16 protein-coding genes are annotated in these 17,757 nt (G+C 68.0%); 5 read left to right on the top strand and 11 right to left on the bottom strand.

Annotated features, from left to right (window positions below; all coding sequences use genetic code 11):
* The first annotated feature begins 105 nt into the window (after positions 1 to 105).
* A complete protein-coding gene (locus ACIQ09_RS06845) occupies positions 106 to 1,305 on the top strand; it encodes a DUF2252 domain-containing protein (RefSeq protein WP_398307539.1) in 1,200 nt (399 codons plus the stop codon).
* Here ACIQ09_RS06845 and ACIQ09_RS06840 read toward each other — a convergent pair whose 3' ends face one another.
* Positions 1,306 to 2,226: an AraC family transcriptional regulator N-terminal domain-containing protein gene (locus ACIQ09_RS06840; RefSeq protein ID WP_398307537.1), complete on the bottom strand. Its 921-nt coding sequence runs from the start codon at positions 2,224 to 2,226 to the stop codon at positions 1,306 to 1,308.
* 210 nt (positions 2,227 to 2,436) lie between these two features.
* Here ACIQ09_RS06840 and ACIQ09_RS06835 point away from each other — a divergent pair, with 210 nt between their 5' ends.
* The 4 genes from ACIQ09_RS06835 (at position 2,437) to ACIQ09_RS06820 (ending at position 6,845) form a co-directional block, all read left to right on the top strand.
* On the top strand, positions 2,437 to 2,895 hold the full coding sequence (locus ACIQ09_RS06835; RefSeq protein WP_398307535.1) for a (2Fe-2S)-binding protein: 459 nt from the start codon (positions 2,437 to 2,439) through the stop codon (positions 2,893 to 2,895).
* Positions 2,896 to 2,908: 13 nt separating this feature from the next.
* Positions 2,909 to 5,104: a molybdopterin cofactor-binding domain-containing protein gene (locus ACIQ09_RS06830; protein ID WP_398307533.1), complete on the top strand. Its 2,196-nt coding sequence runs from the start codon at positions 2,909 to 2,911 to the stop codon at positions 5,102 to 5,104.
* A 169-nt stretch (positions 5,105 to 5,273) separates the two neighbouring features.
* Positions 5,274 to 6,272: an XdhC family protein gene (locus ACIQ09_RS06825; protein WP_398307531.1), complete on the top strand. Its 999-nt coding sequence runs from the start codon at positions 5,274 to 5,276 to the stop codon at positions 6,270 to 6,272.
* 3 nt (positions 6,273 to 6,275) lie between these two features.
* Positions 6,276 to 6,845 (top strand): NTP transferase domain-containing protein, encoded by a 570-nt coding sequence (locus tag ACIQ09_RS06820; RefSeq protein WP_398307529.1) that lies wholly within the window; start codon positions 6,276 to 6,278, stop codon positions 6,843 to 6,845.
* 11 nt (positions 6,846 to 6,856) lie between these two features.
* On the opposite strand, the gene ACIQ09_RS06815 is transcribed toward ACIQ09_RS06820, so the two are convergent.
* The 10 genes from ACIQ09_RS06815 to ACIQ09_RS06770 all read right to left on the bottom strand — a co-directional run bounded on the left by ACIQ09_RS06815 (position 6,857) and on the right by ACIQ09_RS06770 (position 17,751).
* On the bottom strand, positions 6,857 to 9,739 hold the full coding sequence (locus ACIQ09_RS06815) for a response regulator (protein ID WP_398307527.1): 2,883 nt from the start codon (positions 9,737 to 9,739) through the stop codon (positions 6,857 to 6,859).
* Positions 9,740 to 9,854: 115 nt separating this feature from the next.
* Complete coding sequence (locus ACIQ09_RS06810; RefSeq protein WP_398307525.1) at positions 9,855 to 11,168, bottom strand: type II secretion system protein GspD; 1,314 nt, start codon at positions 11,166 to 11,168, stop codon at positions 9,855 to 9,857.
* A complete protein-coding gene (locus ACIQ09_RS06805; RefSeq protein WP_398307523.1) occupies positions 11,165 to 11,533 on the bottom strand; it encodes a hypothetical protein in 369 nt (122 codons plus the stop codon). Before ACIQ09_RS06805 ends, ACIQ09_RS06810 begins: the two co-directional genes overlap by 4 nt.
* The gene (locus ACIQ09_RS06800; protein WP_398307521.1) at positions 11,530 to 12,078 is read right to left on the bottom strand and encodes a hypothetical protein; all 549 of its coding nucleotides are present in this window, start codon (positions 12,076 to 12,078) and stop codon (positions 11,530 to 11,532) included. The genes ACIQ09_RS06805 and ACIQ09_RS06800 overlap by 4 nt, the downstream gene beginning before the upstream one ends.
* Complete coding sequence (locus tag ACIQ09_RS06795; RefSeq protein WP_398307519.1) at positions 12,078 to 12,674, bottom strand: hypothetical protein; 597 nt, start codon at positions 12,672 to 12,674, stop codon at positions 12,078 to 12,080. Before ACIQ09_RS06795 ends, ACIQ09_RS06800 begins: the two co-directional genes overlap by 1 nt.
* Positions 12,661 to 13,773, bottom strand: coding sequence for a pilus assembly protein PilM (gene pilM / locus ACIQ09_RS06790; protein ID WP_398307517.1), 1,113 nt, complete (start codon positions 13,771 to 13,773; stop codon positions 12,661 to 12,663). Before pilM ends, ACIQ09_RS06795 begins: the two co-directional genes overlap by 14 nt.
* A gap of 48 nt (positions 13,774 to 13,821) precedes the next feature.
* Positions 13,822 to 16,005 (bottom strand): DNRLRE domain-containing protein, encoded by a 2,184-nt coding sequence (locus tag ACIQ09_RS06785; RefSeq protein WP_398307515.1) that lies wholly within the window; start codon positions 16,003 to 16,005, stop codon positions 13,822 to 13,824.
* Positions 16,002 to 16,730, bottom strand: a complete 729-nt coding sequence (locus tag ACIQ09_RS06780) for a prepilin-type N-terminal cleavage/methylation domain-containing protein (protein WP_398307513.1) — start codon at positions 16,728 to 16,730, stop codon at positions 16,002 to 16,004. Before ACIQ09_RS06780 ends, ACIQ09_RS06785 begins: the two co-directional genes overlap by 4 nt.
* Positions 16,727 to 17,146, bottom strand: coding sequence for a hypothetical protein (locus ACIQ09_RS06775; protein WP_398307511.1), 420 nt, complete (start codon positions 17,144 to 17,146; stop codon positions 16,727 to 16,729). The genes ACIQ09_RS06780 and ACIQ09_RS06775 overlap by 4 nt, the downstream gene beginning before the upstream one ends.
* On the bottom strand, positions 17,143 to 17,751 hold the full coding sequence (locus tag ACIQ09_RS06770) for a Tfp pilus assembly protein FimT/FimU (protein ID WP_398307509.1): 609 nt from the start codon (positions 17,749 to 17,751) through the stop codon (positions 17,143 to 17,145). The genes ACIQ09_RS06775 and ACIQ09_RS06770 overlap by 4 nt, the downstream gene beginning before the upstream one ends.
* Positions 17,752 to 17,757 lie beyond the last annotated feature (6 nt).

Here is a 17,757-nt window from a genome sequence, read left to right as displayed (position 1 = left end):
CGCTCCCGCCCGGGGAGAGACGCTGATTTCTGGCCCCGCTCCGGCGGGGCCTTTTGCATGGTGGCAGGGGTAGCATGGACGCCATCGAAACCACGAGGCTGTTTCATGATTGATGTCGTCCAGGAGATTCTCGCCTTCAATGCCGGTCGCGACCCGGACCGCCTGGGCCTCAAGTACCGCAACATGCGGGCCAGCCCCTTCGGCTTCCTGCGCGGCACCTGTCACCTGTTCTACCGAAGCCTCCCCGTCGATGCCCTGTTCGACGAGGCGCCGCCGGTATGGTCTTGCGGTGACCTGCACCTGCAGAATTTCGGTAGCTACAAGGGCGACAACAGGCTGGTCTATTTCGATTTGAACGACTTCGACGAATCGCTGCTGGCGCCCGCCAGCCTGGATCTGGTGCGTTTCCTGTGCAGTGTGCTGGTGGCCGCGCCTGACCTGGGCGTGGGCAGGAAGGAGGCGCGCGCCATGGGCCGTGCCTTTCTGGATGCCTACCTGGCAAGCCTGGTTTCCGGCCGCGCCAGTTGGGTCGAGAGGGACACCGCGGACGGCCTGGTTCGCAGCCTGCTGGCCGGGCTAAACGGCCGCCTGCGGCCGGCTTTCCTTGACGGGCGCACCACGCTCAAGGGCAAGCGTCGGTGCCTGCGCCTGGATAATGGCAAGGCTCTGCCTGTCACCGAATCCCAGCGGGAACGGGTCAGTGCGCTGATCGCAGGGTTTGCCACCCAGCATGCCGACCCGGATTTCTTCGAGGTGCTCGACGTCGCCCGGCGGATTGCGGGCAACGGCAGCCTGGGGGTGGACCGCTACGTAATCCTCGTTCGCGGCAAGGGCTCGCCGGAGGGTAACGAACTGCTCGATCTGAAGGAAGCCCTGCCCTCATCGGTGCTGCCGCGGGTGGCGACAGCGCAGCCCGTCTGGCGCGCCGAGGCCGAGCGGGTGGTGGCCATCCAGCGCCGCATGCAGGCAGTGCCGATGGCCTTTCTCGAGCCCCTGCGCTTCCGCAAGCGCTCCTACATGCTGCGGGGCCTTCAGCCCAGCGAGGATCGGGTGAACCTGGAGGTGGCACGTTCGGGTGAGGGGGCTGTCGCAGGGGTGCTGGCCAGCATGGGGAGCGTCGTTGCGTCGGCCCAGTTGCGCAGCAGCGGGCGCGACGGCTCGGCCATCGCCGACACCCTGATCGGGTATGCCCGGGAAAGCCGGCGCAAGGATCTGCTTGACGCGGCGCAGGCGTGTGCGGTCCAGCTCCGGCAAGACTGGAAGACTTACTCGGAAGCTTACGACGACGGGGCGTTCGAACCCTGACTAGCGCATCCGCGTCACATCGCGCATCGGCGGGGCACCGAACAGGCGCCGGTATTCCCGGCTGAACTGGGACGGGCTCTCGTAGCCCACCCGCCGCGCCACCGTGGCGGCATCCACGGCTTCGGTCAGCATGATCTTGCGCGCCTCCTGCAGGCGCAGCTGTTTCTGGTACTGCAGCGGGCTCATGGCGGTCAGCGCCTTGAAGTGATGGTGCAGGGACGACTTGCTCATGTTGGCGGCCTCGGCGAGGGCGTCGATGGACAGGGGCTGGTCGAAATTGCCCTTGATCCAGTCGATGGCCCGCGCCGTGCGCTGACCCTGTCCATCGGCCGCCGCGATGCTGCGCAGGCGGGCGCCCTGTACGCCGGTGAGCAGGCGGTAGAGCAACTCCTGCTCATACAGGGGGGCCAGCACCGGGATGTCGTGGGGCGTGTCGAGCAGCCTGACGAGGCGCAGCACTGCATCCATCACCAGGGGCGTCAGTGGGCTCACCCCCAGGCCGAGGGGGCCGCTGGCCGCTGGCAGCGAGGCCACCGGCATGCTGCCGGCCAGCTCGGCGATGCGGCGCGCATCCATGTCGAAGACCACGCACAGGTAGGGGCGCTCCGGTGACGCTTCGGTGATCTGCCCCATCACCGGCAGATCCACCGACGTGATCAGGTAATGCCGGCTGTCGTACTGGAAGGTTTCGTCGGCCAGGCTCAGGCGCTTGCTGCCCTGGGCCGCCACCGCCAGGATCGAGCGGTAGATGGCGCATATCGGCGTACTCGTACTGGATGCCCGGAACAGGCTGAGGCCCGGGATCGGCGTCGGGTTGGGGCCGTCGCTGGTGCAATATCGTTCAATGAGATCGGCCAGCGCGATGCTCGCCGCTTCGAGCCTGAAGGAGGTGCTGCGGGTGGAAAGGCCTGATTCGGTCATGGTTTCTTCCTGTTTCCGACGCGTCCGGAATTATCGCGCGCCCGGGGATGGTTTGCGTTTCTGAGACACGATCCCGGATGATCAGGCAAGAATCTCACAGGATTCTGCAATGCCGCAAGGCGCGCCGTGGGCTACATTTCCGCAGGTAGAGACCGGGAGTTTCCATGCCGGTCGATGAGACAACACTGCGTCACCCCACGGAGATTGACCATGATCCAGCTCACCGTTAACGGCAAGGCCCACAAGGCGGACGTCGAAGCCGACACCCCCCTGCTGTGGGCTCTGCGCGACACCCTCCTGCTTACCGGCACCAAGTATGGCTGTGGGGCCGGCCTGTGCGGCGCCTGTACCGTACATGTGAATGGCCAGCCGACCCGCTCCTGCATCACCCCGGTTGCCGATGTGGCGGGCAAAAAAATCACCACCATCGAAGCCATCGACGCCACCCGTGTCGGCAAGGCCGTGCAGGACGCCTGGCGCAAGCTCGATGTGGTGCAGTGCGGCTACTGCCAGTCTGGCCAGATCATGTCTGCCGTGAATCTGCTCAGCACCAAGAAGAAGCCCACCGATGCCGACATCGACGCTGCCATGGCCGGCAACCTGTGCCGCTGTGCCACCTATGTGCGCATCCGTGCGGCCATCCACGAAGCCGCCAAGGCGCTGGCGTAAGGAGCCGACGATCATGAACAATCCCATCCAGAACCTCTCCCGCCGCGGCTTCCTGCAAGGTGCTGCCGGCCTCACCCTCGGCCTGTCCCTGCCGGCCTTTGCTGCCAAGGCCGGCGCCGCTGCGGCCCAGGCTGCCGCCACGCCCTTTGAACCAACCCCCTTCCTGCGTATCGGCGCCGACAACAGCGTGACGGTGCTCTCCAAGCACCTGGAGATGGGGCAGGGAACCTACACCGGCCTCGCCACCATCGTCGCCGAAGAGCTCGACGCCGCCTGGGTCCAGGTGAGGGTCGAGGGCGCCCCGGCCGATGCCAAGCGCTTCAACAACCTGGCCTTCGGCCCCATGCAGGGCACTGGCGGCAGCACCGCCATGGCCAACTCCTGGGACCAGCTGCGCCAGACCGGCGCCACCGCCCGCGCCATGCTGGTGTCGGCCGCCGCCAAGCGCTGGAACGTGCCCGCCGCCGAGATTACCGTCCGCGATGGCGTGCTCAGCCATGCCGCCAGCAAGCGCAAGGCCACCTTCGGCGAGCTGGCCGAAGCCGCCGCGGCCGAAGCCGTGCCGACCAGTGTCAGCCTGAAGGACCCGAAGGACTTCCGCCTCATCGGCAAGCACGCCCCGCGCAAGGACAGCTTTGCCAAGACCAACGGCAGTGCCCAATTCACCCAGGACGTGCACCTGCCTGGCATGCTGGTGGCGGTGGTGGCCCACTCGCCGCGATTCGGCGGCAAGCTCAAGTCCTTCGACGCACGCAAGGCCAAGGCCATCAAGGGCGTGGTGGATGTGGTGGCGATTCCCACCGGCGTTGCGGTGCTCGCCACCGACACCTGGACGGCCAAGAAGGGCCGCGATGCCCTGAGCGTCGAATGGGACGACAGCGCTGCCTTCAAGCTCGGCACTGGCGAGATGCAGACCCTCTACCATGCCCTGGCCCAGAACCCCGGCCTGGTCGCCCGCAAGGACGGTGACGCCCCTGCCGTGCTGGCCGCAGCCGGCACCCGCACCATCAAGGCCAGCTACGACTTCCCCTACCTGGCCCATGCCGCCATGGAGCCGATGAACTGCGTCATCCAGCGCACGGCGGACGGCCTTGAGGTGTGGAACGGCGAACAGTTCCAGACCGTCGACCAGGGCACCCTGGCCGCCATGTTCGAACTGCCTGCTGACAAGGTGACTATCCACATGCTGTATGCCGGTGGCAGCTTCGGCCGGCGGGCCAGTACCCAGGTGGACTACATCCGCGAAGCGGCGTCCATCGTCAAGACCACGGGCACCCGGGCACCGGTCAAGCTGGTGTGGATGCGCGAGGACGACACCAAGGCCGGCTACTACCGGCCCATGTTCCACCACACCCTCGAAGCCACCGTGGATGCGGACGGCAGCATCCGGGCCTGGCGTCACCGCCTGGTGGGGCAGTCCATCGCCAAGGGCTCGCCCTTCGAGGCCTTCATGATCAAGGACGGCGTGGACGGCCTGTCGGTGGAGGGGGCCGCCAGCCTGCCCTATGCCATCCCCAACCTGCAGGTCGAACTGCACACCCCGGCCGACATCCCGGTGCCGGTGCTGTGGTGGCGTTCGGTGGGCTCGACCCACACTGCCTACTCCACCGAGACCTTCATCGACCGTCTGGCCGCGGAAGCCAGGCAGGACCCGGTGGCCCTGCGCCTCAAGTTGCTCGAAAAGCACCCGCGCCATTCCGCCGTGCTGCGCCTGGCGGCGGACAAGGCCGGCTGGGGCACGCCCCTGGCCAAGGGCAAGCCAGGCGAGCGCCGCGGCCGCGGGGTGGCCGTGCATGAGTCCTTCCACTCCTTCGTGGCCCAGGTGGCCGAGGTGACGGTGGCGGCGGATGGCAGCATCAAGGTGGACCGCATCGTCGCTGCCGTGGATTGCGGCATGGCCATCAACCCGGACAACGTCCGGGCCCAGGTGGAAGGCTCGGTGGGCTTCGCCCTGTCGGCGGCCCTGCACGGGGAGATCACCCTCAAGGACGGTGTGGTGGAGCAGGGCAATTTTGGTGAGTACGCTCCGATCCGCATCAATGAGATGCCGAAGGTGGAGGTGCACATCGTCGCCTCCGCCGAAAAGCCCACCGGCATCGGCGAGCCCGGCGTGCCCCCCACGGCGCCGGCGGTGGCCAACGCCATTGCTGCGGCCACCGGCAAGTGGGTCACGCAGATGCCCTTCCGCACCGATGCGCTGAAGGCCTGAAGTGAAGAACGAACCCCACTCACTCTGTTCGCTGCCCCCTGAGGGGGCGCAGGTCTCCCTTGGGACGGCCCGGCGGGAGGCCTGATATGGAACGACCCCCACGCTCACTCTGTTCGCTGCCCCCCGAGGGGGCGCAGGCCTCCCTTGGGGCGGCCCGGCGGGAGGCCTGATGGACAGCCAGGATCTGCAGGTGCTGGCGGCGGTGCGCCGCTGGCGGACGGAAGGGCACCGGGTGGCGCTGGTCACCGTGGCCCGTACCTGGGGCTCGGCGCCCCGTCCTGCGGGGGCCTGGATGGCGCTGCGGGACGATGGCCGGGTGCAGGGTTCGGTGTCGGGTGGGTGCATCGAGGACGACATGATCGCCCGCATGCTGGATGGCCGCATCGGCGGCAGCCAGCCCTTTGTTCTCACCTACGGGGTCACCCGCGAGGAGGCCAACCGCTTTGGCCTGCCCTGCGGTGGCACCCTGGAGCTGGTGGTCGAACCGGCGCCGGACCATGCCCTGCTGGCCGACCTGGCGGTGCGCCTTGAGGGCGGCCAGTTGGTGCGTCGCGAAATCGATCTGGCCGATGGCCGGGTGCGGATTTTCGACGCCTGCCGGGGCGAGGCCCTGCATTGGGACGGCCAGCGCCTGGCCACCGTCCATGGCCCCCACTGGCGCCTGCTCATCATCGGCGCCGGGCAGATATCCCGCTACCTGGCGACCATGGCCCAGGCGCTGGACTATGCGGTGACGGTATGCGACCCGCGGGAGGCGTATTCCGTTGAATGGGATGTACCCGGTGCGCCGCTGGTGGCCGGCATGCCCGACGATGTGGTGATCGGCATGGTGCCCGATCCCCACAGCGCCATCGTGGCCCTGACCCACGACCCCAAGCTCGATGACATGGCCTTGCTGGAAGCGCTCAAGTCACCGGCCTTCTATGTGGGCGCCCTGGGGTCGCGGGTGAACAACACCGCCCGCAAGGCGCGCCTGCTGGAGTACTTCGACCTGTCGGAGGACGAGGTCGGCCGCCTGCATGGCCCGGTCGGGCTGCATATCGGCAGCCGCACCCCGCCGGAGATCGCCGTCTCCATCCTGGCCGAGATGACCGCCGTGAAGAACGGCGTGAGCGTCGCCCGTCAGGAGCCGGCCAGCCCGGCCAGTGCCGGCTGCGGCCTGCGCTGAGGCATGGGGCCGATCGTCGGCGTGCTGCTGGCCGCCGGGCAGGGGCGGCGTTTTGGCAGTGACAAGCTGCTCCATCCGCTGGACGAGGGCACGCCGATGGCGGTGCTGGCCGCACGTCGGCTGAAGGCCGCGTGCCCTGTCAGCATCGCCGTGCTGCGCCCTGAGCAGACCGTTTTGGCGGGGCTGCTGGCGGAGGAGGGGCTGCGCATCGTCTCCTGTGCCGAGGCCCGCGACGGCATGGGCTGCAGCCTGGCCGCCGGTGTGGCCGCCAGCCCCAACGCGGCTGGCTGGCTGGTGGCCCTGGGCGACATGCCCTTCATCCGGCCGGAGACGCTGCGTGAGGTGAGCCGAGTGCTCGAAGCGGGGGCGTCCCTGGCCGCTCCCTGGCTTGACGGCCGGCGCGGTCATCCGGTGGGCTTTGCGGCGGGCTGGCGCGAGGACTTGCTGGCCCTGGCCGGTGACGCCGGCGCGCGGGACATCCTGGCCGGGCATCCCCGGGCCATGGTCCGGATCGAGACCACCGACGCGGGTGTGCTGCGGGACGTGGATACGCCGGAGGACCTTGCCGGCTGAGGCTGGCGGACTCAGCCCGGGGGCGGCAGCCAGCGGGCCAGGGTGGTGAAGAGCAGGTCGGGGTCCACCGGCTTGGCCACAAAGTCGCTCATGCCGGCATGCAGGCAGCGCTGCCGGTCTTCGTCGAAGGCATTGGCCGTCATGGCGATGATGGGCGTGGTCTGGTGGTGGGGCAGGTTGCGGATGATGGCGGTGGCTTCCAGGCCACCCATCTCCGGCATCTGCATGTCCATCAGGATAAGGGCGTAATGGGTGTCGGCGGCCATGTCCACCGCCAGCCGGCTATTGGCGGCCACGTCCACCTGGAGCCCCGTATCCCCCAGCAGTTCCAGCGCTACCTCCTGGTTCACCGGGTCATCCTCCACCAGGAGTACCCGGGCACCGGCGTGCCGGCTGCGGATGCTGTCCTCGGCCGTGGAGCCCGTGCCGGCCGGGTTGGGGTCCGATAGCGTGCCAATGCCCAGGCGGGCAGAGAACCAGAAGGTGCTGCCCACCCCGGGGGTGCTGTCCACGCCAGCCTCGCCCCCCATCAGGCGTGCCAGGCGCTGCGTGATGGCCAGGCCCAGGCCTGTGCCGCCGTAGCGGCGGGTGGTAGAGGCGTCCACCTGCTTGAAGGGCTGGAACAGATCGCGCTGGCTGGCGGGGTCGATGCCCACTCCCGTATCCTGGACTTCGAAACGCATCAGCAGGCTGCTGTCAGCCTGTTCAAGGACTCGGGCCCGCAGGGCGATGGAGCCTGCCTCAGTGAACTTGACGGCATTGCTCGCGAGGTTGAGCAGGGACTGGCGCAGGCGGGTCGGGTCACCCAGCAGGGTGCCCGGTATGTTCTGGTAATCCACCTCGATATTCAGGCCCTTGGCTCCCGCACTGTCGGCGATGAGGGCGTGGACGTAGTCGATGATGGTGCCGATCTGGAGGCTGGTGTTTTCCAGCACGAGCTTGCCGGCCTCGATCTTGGAGATGTCGAGGATGTCGTTGATGATCGCCAGCAGGTGGCGGCCGGCGTCCTCGATCTTGCCGAGGCGGTCGAACTGGTCGGGCTGCAGTGGCGTGCGCTTGAGGGTAAAGGCATAGCCGAGGATGGCGTTCATCGGCGTGCGGATCTCGTGGCTCATGTTGGCCAGAAAGTCGCTCTTGGCGATGTTGGCCGCATCGGCTGCGTTCTTCGCTTCCTTCAGGGCGGCCTCGGTTTCGCGCAGGGGGGGGATGTCGGTGAAGGTGGCAATGAAGCCGTCGCCGAAGATCTGGCCGCCGATGAGCAGGTCCCGTGTGGTGCCGTCCTTGCAGGTCACCCGGTACTCAAGGCTCTGCACCTTGCCTCCGGTGTTGATGGCCTCTTCCACCGCAGCCTGCCAGGTGTCCATGACCCACTTGCGGTAATCCGGTTCGGGATAGGCCCGCAGCCACCATTCGTCCAGGTTGGCGATGTCTTCCTCCCGGTAACCGAAGAGGTCAATGAAGCGTTGGTTGATCGAATCGACCAGATTGGCCCGGGAGTACATCACCGCCACCGGGGCGGCGTTGAAGAGGGCGCGGAAATGCCGGTCACGCTCGGCCAGCAGGGCCGTGTCGCGGGCCTGGAGCAAGGCCTGCTCGATTTCCCGGCGCTGGGTAATGTCCCGGGACAGGACCAGTACCCGGACTTCGTTGGAGGTGCTGTGCTTGCGCGTGGCGGACAGCTCGAACCAGTACGTCTGACCGCCGAGCGGGAGTTCGATGACGCGCCCGTAATCGCTCCCCTGCGCCACCGCCTGGGCGATGGCTTCGAGCACCTGCCGGGCGGCGTCGGCGGGCAGCACGCTGGCTACGTTCTTGCCGATCAGGGAGGCCTTTGAGGCGGCGAGCAAGGTCTCCTGGCTGGCGAAGACATCGAGATAACGCCCATGGGTATCGAATTCAAAGAGCAGGTCGGGGATGGCCTGCAGGGTGGCGGCGAGGCTTTCCTTGGCGTCCTTGACGGCCTCGTGGGCGGCCTTGAGTTCGACCAGGGTCTGCTTGAGGGTGGTGGTCTTGGCACTCACCTGGCGGCGCAGGGTCATGTTCCACAGCAGCAGCAGGCCTCCGACAGACAGCAGTCCGAGCAGACTCCAGCCGGCGTAGGCCCGGTACTCGCCCAGATCCAGGGGCGCGCCGAACCACTTCTTGCGCAGGGCCGCTTCTTCGTCGGGGGTGATGGCTTTCATGCCCTCCTCGACCAGGCGCAGCGTGTCCAGGTTGCCCTTGCGCACGGCCCGGTGGAACTGCCCCTTGTACAGATCGAAGGCCTTGCGGAAGTCGCCCTGGGCCTTGGCCTTGTAGAGGTAGAAGTTGGCCGGCCCCTCGTCGAGGCAGAAAACCTTGATCTCCTGGCGCTGGGCGGCGGCGATGAGGTCGGTGTAGTTGCGGTATTTCTGCAGGGTGGTGATGCCGTTTGCGTGCAACTGGTCGATGCACGCGTCACCGTCCTGCACGCCGATCTGAAAGCCCTTGAGGGTGGTGACGCCGCTGATGCCGCCGATGGAAGTGTCGGTGTAGATGGCCACCGGCAGGTCGGCGTAGGGGGCGGAGAAGTCGTAGAGGGGCTCCCGCGCCGGGGTGCGGTAGATCATGTCGATCACGTCGGCGTCGCCCCGGGCGACCATCTTCTGGGCATCGGCCCAGTTGGTTGCGGTGAGGGTGAGCTGAACCCGGTTGCGGTTGGCCCACAGTTGCCACAGGTCCACCAGGTAACCCTCCGCCTGGCCCTCCGCATTGCGGAACAGGTAGGGCGGGAAGTTCTCGTCGCTGACCACATGCAGGCGGCGTGGCTCGGCCGGCGCTGCGAGGGCGGATGGCGCTGCGAAGCCTGTCTCGCCGGCAATCAGCAGGCAGAGCAGGCCTCTGAGGGTGGTCCGGCGAAGCGATGACTCCGGCATTCCGTGTATTTCCCTGGCAGGCTGCGTGGTCAAAATCGGCAATGGAGTGCCATCCTAGCGTACTGGCGCTCTGGTGTCGGCTGCAAATCCGGATGTTCCCGGCGTCGGGGTTGGTCTAGTCCAGCGGGCGCAGGTGCTCGAGGGTGTGCTCCAGTTTCATGGCGCTGCGCAGTAGCGGGGGTTCCGCCTCCTGCAGGCGGGCGCTGGGCTTGTCGCTGGCAGCCTCCGCGTCGCGGATGATGCGCGGCGTGATGACCACCACCGTCTCGGAGCTGGCTCCGCCATCTTCCCAGCGGGAGAAGGCGTTGCCGATGACCGGGATGTCGCCCAGCAACGGGATGCCGGCGCGCTTGAAGTTGTTGCTGTTGCGGATCAGGCCGCCGATGAAGATGGACTGGCCGTCCTCTGCGATCAGGGTGGTATTGACCTGGGTGCTGTTCTTGGACGGGATGTTGTTGTTCACCGAGGCGGTACTCACCTCCGGGTGGATTTTCATGAGGATGCGGCCGCGCTCGTCGATGGACGGGGTGACCCGCAGGATGACGCCGGACTCCAGAAACTGGATGGATTCGGTGGTGACCTGATTGATGGTGGTGGTGACCTTGTAGCCGGTCTGGTCGCCGATGGAGGTGACCGCTTGCTGGTTCTCCAGGGCCAGCAGCTTGGGTGTGGACAGGGTGTGCACCCGGCCTTTGCTGGAGAGGGCGCTCAGGTACATGTTGAGGTTGTCGCTGACGATGCTGAAGAACAGCCCGTCACCGGTCTTGTTGGCAAGGCCCTTGGTGCCGATGGTGAAGCTGCGGTTGCCGCCTCCCATCACCTTCGACCAGTCCACGCCGAAGCTCTCGTTGTTGTCGAGGCGGATCTCCAGGATCTTGGCTTCGATGAGGATCTGCCGGGGGGGCACGTCCACCTGTTCGAGGAGCTGTTCGATGCGCTCCAGGAAGGCCGGCTGGTCCTCAACAACGATCAGGTTGCGCTCGGGCAGGGGGGTGATCTTGCCGTAGCGGGAGATGTGCTTGGTCAGGATCACCGCCACGGTCTTGGCGTCGGAGTACTGGACCTTGAACGTGCGCAGCCGGGTGTTGCCGGAGAGGCCGTCGAGGCCGGCGTCCTTGCGTTCGAGGACCAGAAAGGTGTCGCCGCGCATCTCGGCCACGTAGCCCGCAGCCTCTGCCACAGTGCGCACCGCTTCGTCGGTGGTCACGTTGTGGAGGTTAACCGATACGCTGCCGCTGACGCCCTTGCCAACCAGTACGTTTACCTTTTCGTTGCGGGCGAGCATCTCGAAAACGTCGCCCACCGGCACGTCGCGCAGGTTCATGGTGATGCGGCGGGGGGCGGCGGGATCGGCTCCGGCTGCGGGCGAGGGGCTGGCGCCGAGGGCGGCAAGGGCCAGCAGGGCGGCGGCAAGGCGGGAGCGGATCACGGTCGGGTCTCCAGGGGGCGGCGCATGTCGAGCACGATGCGGCGACCGTCCTTTTCGAAAATGGCCTGGCGGTCGCTGACCGACACCAGGCGATGGCCTTCTATGTGGTCGCCGATGCCCACCATCTGCCCGTCCACGTTGGCCAGCGAGCCGGCTCCGGCCAGCAGCACGCCGCGCAGGGTGGGTTGCCAGACGGCAGGCGCCGGGGTGGCCGGGTCGGTTGTCCGGGGAGAAAGGGGGGGGGCCGGCCGCCGGAAGGGGTCATGGTGGAGCAGGGCGGGCGGGGTGTCGCCAGCCGTCGCCGGCAGGGCGGCAAGCAGGGCCAGCAGTGCGGGCAGCAGCGTAGGTGGCAGGGTGCGTTTCATGGCTGCTCTCCGGCGGGTTGTGCCGGCCGGCGATACACCGCCAGGCGCAGGCGCAGGAGAACCGCTTCGCTGTGGGCCTGGCGGGTGAAGTGGGCTTCGATGATGCTGGCGTTGGTGATGCGCGTCTCAACCTCGGCAAGCCAGGCGGCAAGGCGCGGGTAGGTGCCGCTGGCCTCGATCTCGTAGCGGGTTTCGACGAGGCCTTCGAACTCGGCATTGCGCCCGGGGAAGACCGGCTGCAGCTCGATGCCCTGGGCTGTGGCCAGGTTCTCAAGCAGTATGGGCAGGCGCGTTGGCGCGGTGGCGGGCGCGTCGAGGCGGTTTTCCAGGTTGGTGATCTCGCCGGCGAGGGCGTCGGCCTGCGCCCGCCGGGCGGGCAGGTCGGCCACGGCCTCGCGGGTGCTGGCGTGGAGCGTAGCGGCGGCCTGGTGGGCCTGCCAGGCCGGGCGTAGCACTTTGCCCCAGCCGACCAGCAGGACCATCGCCGGCACGGCAACCAGGATCAGGCGCAGCACGCGCGGGTCGAGTTGCAGGAGGCGCTGCATCAACTGTCTCCCGCCCGACTGGGGCGCAGGGGGCAACTTACAGCGAACTCGACGAGTTCGAAGCGGGTGTAGCGCCGGGTGTCGCCGGGCACCAGGGCCGGCTTGAGGCAGGGGCCGCGCAGTGCCAGTGCGTCCACGAGCCGGCCGACGGCGGCGGCGTCGGTGGCCTTGCCGCGAATTCCGAGACTGCGCTCGGTGGCGGGGGCGGGCGAGCCCGCCTGGGGCAGTACGGTGGGGTTGGAGAACTGCAGTTCATCGAACCAGATACTCTCGTCGAGGGCCCGGTCGAGGGGCTGCAGGACATCGCTGACGAGCGCGCGGCCGCGCAAGGTGTCGATCAGGGCCTGCTGGTGCTGGAGCTCGCTGTGGTGGGCGAGGAGGGCTGTCAGGCGTGCGGCCTCCCGGTCGCCGTCACGGCGTGCTGCCTGGATGTGCTGCACGGCAGCCTTTTCGTTGCGGGCGGACAGTTCCAGCCCGATGCGTGCCGCCCCGATGCCCAGCGCCAGTGCGACTATCACCAGGCTACCCCGCTGCAGGTTGCGCCGGGCCTGTCGCTGGGCCCGCCAGGAGGCGGGGATGAGGTCAATTTCCGGCACGGCAGGCCAGGTCTCGCAGGGCCAGGCCGGCGGCCACGGCCATGCCGGCTGGGGGGTCGATGACGTCGTCCGGATTACTGCCGGGCAGCATCCACGGGTTGAGGATGCGCACCGGCATGCTCAGCATCCGGCCGATGTGTTCGGCGGCGCCTGGATGGCGGGCAATGCTGCCGGCCAGGTAGATGCTGTCCACGGCGCCGCCGTGGGTCTGGGAGGCAAAGTAGATCAATACCCGATTCACCTCATGGGCCAGTTGCTGGAAATCCGGCTGGAGCAGCTCGGTGATGGTCTCGCCGATCTCGTCCCCGCTGCTGCGCAGGCCGTGCCGACGCAGCAGTTCAAGGGTGCGTTCGGGCGGCAGATCGAGGTTGCGCGAGAGGGTGGCGGCAAGGCGCTTCTCACCGAAAGCCAGGCTACGGTCAAACATCAGGCGACGCCCCCACAGCAGCGATAGATAGGTGTTCTCCAGGCCGAAGTTGATCAGCAGCAAGTTGGCCTTGGGGTCGCCAGTGACCACAGCACGGGCCAGCCGGGCCAGGGCCGCCGGGCCGATGTCCACTGCCTGGGGCTCCAGGCCAGCCGAGGTGAGCAGGTCCAGATGAGCCAGAACCCTTTCCCGCCGGGCTACGGCGACCACGGCGGAGCGCAGGTTGCTCTCCGGTGGGCGGCGGATAGGCAGGATGTCCACTACGGCGTCGTCAAGGCCGCCCTTGAAGCGCTCCCGCAGGGTACGCAGCAGGGTGGCGGTATCGTCCTGGCCGTTGGGGGTGGCGTAGTCGATGGAGATGACCTGCAGATCCTCCGGCGGCAGGACGCTGACCACGTGGCGGCCACGGAAGCCGTGACGGCGCAGGGCGGTTTGCACCAGCGTGCGGAAGGCGGCCGGGTCATTGAGCAGTTCGGTGCGCCCGTGGGGGTAGTCGATGGCGGCGGCGGCGCGCCAGCGCCAGGCCTTGCCGTGGGGGACGACCTGGGCCAGGTTGAGCCTTTCGCTGGCCAGATCGAAGCCGATCGACGTGGCGGTGCCAATGGCCGGCAGGGCCGGTTTCCAGCCTGACAGGCGCGCGCGCAGGGTGTTCCAGAGGGCGTTGTGCTCCATGGCAGGCTTATCGGCGGACGGGGCGGCTTCTTGAGGGGTGAGGGATGCCTATTGGGTGCTGATGAGCAGGCGGGGTTCGAGGCGCGGACTTTCCCGGGTGGACAGGTTGGCACTGTCCAGGCTGAGGTTCAGCATCAGGCTGAGGCCGTTGTTGGGGCGCACGCCATCCACCCACTCCTGTACGGTGGAGGTGATGTCCATTTCCCAGTAGCGCTGGGGGGACGCGCCGAGGGGCACCGACAGGACGCCAGCCGACACGTTGTTGTAGGTGCCGCCGGCATTGGCCCAGGCGAGGTCCGGCCCGATCTGGCGCTTGAGCCAGGTAGCGCCGAGGGCGGATGTGGCGCCGTTCTGGGTGCCTTCGAGCCAGGACTCGGTGAGGGGGTAGGCGTAGGCCTTGAGGCCCAGGCTGAGGATCAGGTAGTCCTGCACATGGAAGGACAGCACGGCGCGCTTGATGGGGGTGCCGACGGGGATGGCCGACAGGTCGAAGCGCACCAGCGCGCGCGTGTCGGGCGGGTACTTGACCTGCATCTGCGTAGCGCCACCGTAGTTGAGGTTGCGTGACAACAGATCACCGGAGACCTGGGTGTCGGCGGCGGGTATGCGCACGCTGCCGCCCATAAGGGCGGCCACCCCGGCGGTATCGAGGTTGCTGGCGACGATCTGGACGTCGTCGAGGCGGCCGAGGAAGCTCTCGTTGTACGGGGTGGTGCCGATCAGCAATGGTTTGGTGTTGCTTCTGGGGGTGTTGCCGAAGCTTGCCGTGAAGGTGCCGGCAGGAATCCCGTCTACGTAGAGCTTGATCTGGCGGGTGCTGGATTTGTAGGTGGCGCTCAGGTGATAGTAGGTGCCGACCCGCAGGTTGAGGCCGGTGGTGGTGTAGGTGCGCCAGGCGTTGTTGGCGAAGTATTCAAAGTAGAAATCGCCGTCACGCACGCCCATGGCGTAGTTGGCCTCGTTGGCGGCGTTGCCCTTGTAGAGGATGGGGCGTTTGCCGTTGCGGTCGCCCAGGTTCACCCAGGCGCCGAGGCTGAAGTCGCCGGTCTGGGAGAGGTCGTCCGCGTGGGCCACGCTGACCTTGCCTGCCGAGTTGAAGGCCAGTGCGCCGCCGGAGACGCCGCCGGTGGGGGCCCAGGTGCCGCCGCTGACGCTGCCCGGATGGCCGCCCACGGCATCGGCCGCGGTGGCGCCAGTGCTCTCGTTGAACTTCCACCAGGCCACCCGTCCGCCGATGCCGTCCTGGGGCGGGTTGGTGGCGCCGCAGGGGGCCACGTACTTGACCACCAGCTTCGGTACCTGGGCGCCGTCGCCTTCGGCGGAGGCGTACTCCTCGGTGCTGAAGTTGCTGGTGGGGCGCAGCATCACGCCGTAGTTGGGGTAGCGCCCGTCCACCCAGCCCTGTACCAGGCTGGTGAGGTTCCATTCCATCCACTGGGTGCCCCACAGATAGAAGTGGATGTGGGTGCTGTCCAGGGCGCTGGCGCTGTCCACGGTGCCGGCGGTCGACTTCCAGGCCATGCTGCCGTCGCGGGTCAGCCAGGTGGCGCCGTCGGCTGCAGTGGCGCCATCCTTGCTGCCGGCCACCCAGGGCTCCAGTACCCGGTGGGCGTCCACGCTGCGGGCGCTGAGGGACAGGCTGCCCGCGTCCTTGCGGTAGAGCAGTAGCTTGGCGTCGACGATGCGGCTGCCGACCGGCAGCAGGGACAGGTCGAACTGGAGCAGGGGGTAGGCGATGCCCTGCTTGAGCATGAAGATGTCCTTGCCGCCGTAGTTCTTGTCCGGGTTGTCCGCACTGAGAAAGGTGTCGCTGCCGTGGCTGTCGGTGCTCAGGGTGTAGGTGAGGGTATTGCCCGAGGTCTTGTACACCTGCCGCTTGATGCTGGCCCGGGAGCCGGCCAGCCCGCTGCCCAGGGTGGCGGTGGCGGTGAGGGTGAGCGGCGAGCCGCTGGTGGCGCTGAGGGCAACCTGGTAATGGTCGCCGTTGCTGCCGAGCGGGGTGCTGGCCACGGCGCTGTAGCCGCTGCAGCCGCTCACCTGGTTGAGCTTCCAGGTGGCGTGGGCGAGGCCGGCTTCGGCCACCAGGCGGGCGCGTTCGGTTTCGCGGCCGGTGGGGCGGGCGGCACTGCCCATGTCCTGGACCAGCATGTAGCTCACCGCTCCGATGACCGCCAGCAGCAGGCTGACGGGGAGCAGCAGGAAGCCGGCAAGGCCTTGGCGGCGCGTGTTCATCGCACCCCCAGCCGCAGGCGCCGGGTCCAGGTGGCGGTCTCGCCGGCCGGGTCACCCAGGGTCAGCCGGACCAGGACTTCACGGGTGCGCCGGTTGCCGGTGGCGATGCGGGTGATCTCCAGGCTCACCACCTTGTCGGCAATGGGGCGCTCGGTGTAGTCGGCGCCGCTGCCGGGGTTGAGGTTGGGCAGGCGCTCAAGCAGCTGCCCGTTGTTCACCCGGTACACCACCGGATCGATCCAGTCGGCGCCGCTCTTCGGGAAGACCGGGGCGTCGCCAAGGCTGCCATTCTCGTCGTTGTCGGTGCTGCCGCCATCGTCAATGCTGCCGTCGCCATCATCGTCGATGCCCTTGATGCCAGCGGCACCGTCGCGGGTGGCGTCGGCGGGCAGGTCGTCGTCAGGGATGCCATTGTGGTCGTTGTCGGCATCGGCAAAACCATCGCCGTTGCGGTCGAGGCCGGGGGGTAGGGCCACGGCGAGTACACCGCCAGTCGCGCTGGTGGTTTCCAGGGGCACCAGCAGGCGCCGGGACCCCTCGACCATGTTCGCCATGCGGGCCAGGGCCAGGCGGGCGTCCCGTTGCAGCAAGGCGCGCCCTGCCAGTTGGGTGTCGGTCTGGCGCACCCCGTCGAGCACTCCGGCCAGGGTGGCCATGAGGAGGGCCGCGATGGCGGCGGCGACGAGGAGTTCGGCCAGGGCCACGCCCCGCTGGTGGCGCGTCATCGGGTGACCAGGGTGTGCAGGCTCACCGGGGTATCGGCAATGGCGGCGCGGATCCAGATCAGGTCGGCGTCGGTGCCGGTGAAGCCGTCGTTGTCACCGTCGGCGTTGTCGCCGTCGTAGCGGCTCAGGTACACGAGCACCCGGGGGCTGGTGTTCACCGGGTCGGACAGGGTGCTGGCGTTGCTCGCTCCGCCTGCGGTGGTGGCAGCGGCGTCGAGCTCGTCGAAACGGCTGCCGCTGACTTCATTGAGCTTGTTGGCGACGCTCATCCACAGGGTGTCGTCCTGTGCCGCCACCGGCGCGTTGCGGGTGGCATTGCTGAGTGCGTCCAGCGCTGGCATCAGCACCACCGCCAGCAGCACCACGGCGACCAGGGTTTCCACATAGCCGAAACCGCGTTGGCTGGTGGCCTTCATTCCAGGGTCACCCGGCCGGTTTCGGTTGCGATCAGCACGCTCTGGCTGTGCTCCCCGGCGTTGACGCGGATGCGCACGCTGGCGCCGCTCAGGCGCAACGGGCTGCTGCCCTGGAGGATGGCCGGGGCGCCGTCTGCGCTGAAGTGGAGCTGGCCCGTGGTGCCCGATGCGGTAATGACAGGCGTTGCGCCGACCCGCGCCGCGGGGAAGGGGCTGCCGGCGCCCAGGGTCTCCGCATACGGCTGGCGGGACAAGGGGTGAAGCACGGTGTAAAGGGGAGTGGGGGGAATGGTGCTGGTGTCGAGCATGAAAACCTTCAGGCTGTCTGCGTCGGTGCCGGCACTGAAGGCAAGGCCGTGGGGCAGGGCTGTGCGCAGGCTCTCATCGCGGGCGAAGCGGAGGGCTGCGGCAATGCGTTCGGCTCCTTGCCGGGCCTGGGTCGGATGGCTGGTGCCGAGCAGCACCGGGAGGGTTGTGGCGGCCAGCAGGGCCAGGAAGGCGACGACGAACAGCAGTTCGATCAGGGTGAGTCCGCGATGGCGGAGCGGGATGTCGCGGGGGCGGGGCGATCCGGGCTGTTCTGCGCGTTTCGGGGGCCGGGCCACGGCCGC

It is taken from the genome of Zoogloea sp., from assembly GCF_044344315.1.
Classification (GTDB): Bacteria; Pseudomonadota; Gammaproteobacteria; order Burkholderiales; family Rhodocyclaceae; genus Zoogloea.
This window is presented reverse-complemented; position numbering and strand designations above follow the sequence as displayed.

Coding starts and splice junctions, on each gene's coding strand:
- ACIQ09_RS06845 (WP_398307539.1), top strand. CDS start 106: ATGATTGATGTCGTCCAGGAGATTCTCGCCTTCAATGCCGGTCGCGAC.
- ACIQ09_RS06840 (WP_398307537.1), bottom strand. CDS start 2,226: ATGACCGAATCAGGCCTTTCCACCCGCAGCACCTCCTTCAGGCTCGAA.
- ACIQ09_RS06835 (WP_398307535.1), top strand. CDS start 2,437: ATGATCCAGCTCACCGTTAACGGCAAGGCCCACAAGGCGGACGTCGAA.
- ACIQ09_RS06830 (WP_398307533.1), top strand. CDS start 2,909: ATGAACAATCCCATCCAGAACCTCTCCCGCCGCGGCTTCCTGCAAGGT.
- ACIQ09_RS06825 (WP_398307531.1), top strand. CDS start 5,274: ATGGACAGCCAGGATCTGCAGGTGCTGGCGGCGGTGCGCCGCTGGCGG.
- ACIQ09_RS06820 (WP_398307529.1), top strand. CDS start 6,276: ATGGGGCCGATCGTCGGCGTGCTGCTGGCCGCCGGGCAGGGGCGGCGT.
- ACIQ09_RS06815 (WP_398307527.1), bottom strand. CDS start 9,739: ATGCCGGAGTCATCGCTTCGCCGGACCACCCTCAGAGGCCTGCTCTGC.
- ACIQ09_RS06805 (WP_398307523.1), bottom strand. CDS start 11,533: ATGAAACGCACCCTGCCACCTACGCTGCTGCCCGCACTGCTGGCCCTG.
- ACIQ09_RS06800 (WP_398307521.1), bottom strand. CDS start 12,078: ATGCAGCGCCTCCTGCAACTCGACCCGCGCGTGCTGCGCCTGATCCTG.
- pilM (WP_398307517.1), bottom strand. CDS start 13,773: ATGGAGCACAACGCCCTCTGGAACACCCTGCGCGCGCGCCTGTCAGGC.
- ACIQ09_RS06785 (WP_398307515.1), bottom strand. CDS start 16,005: ATGAACACGCGCCGCCAAGGCCTTGCCGGCTTCCTGCTGCTCCCCGTC.
- ACIQ09_RS06780 (WP_398307513.1), bottom strand. CDS start 16,730: ATGACGCGCCACCAGCGGGGCGTGGCCCTGGCCGAACTCCTCGTCGCC.
- ACIQ09_RS06775 (WP_398307511.1), bottom strand. CDS start 17,146: ATGAAGGCCACCAGCCAACGCGGTTTCGGCTATGTGGAAACCCTGGTC.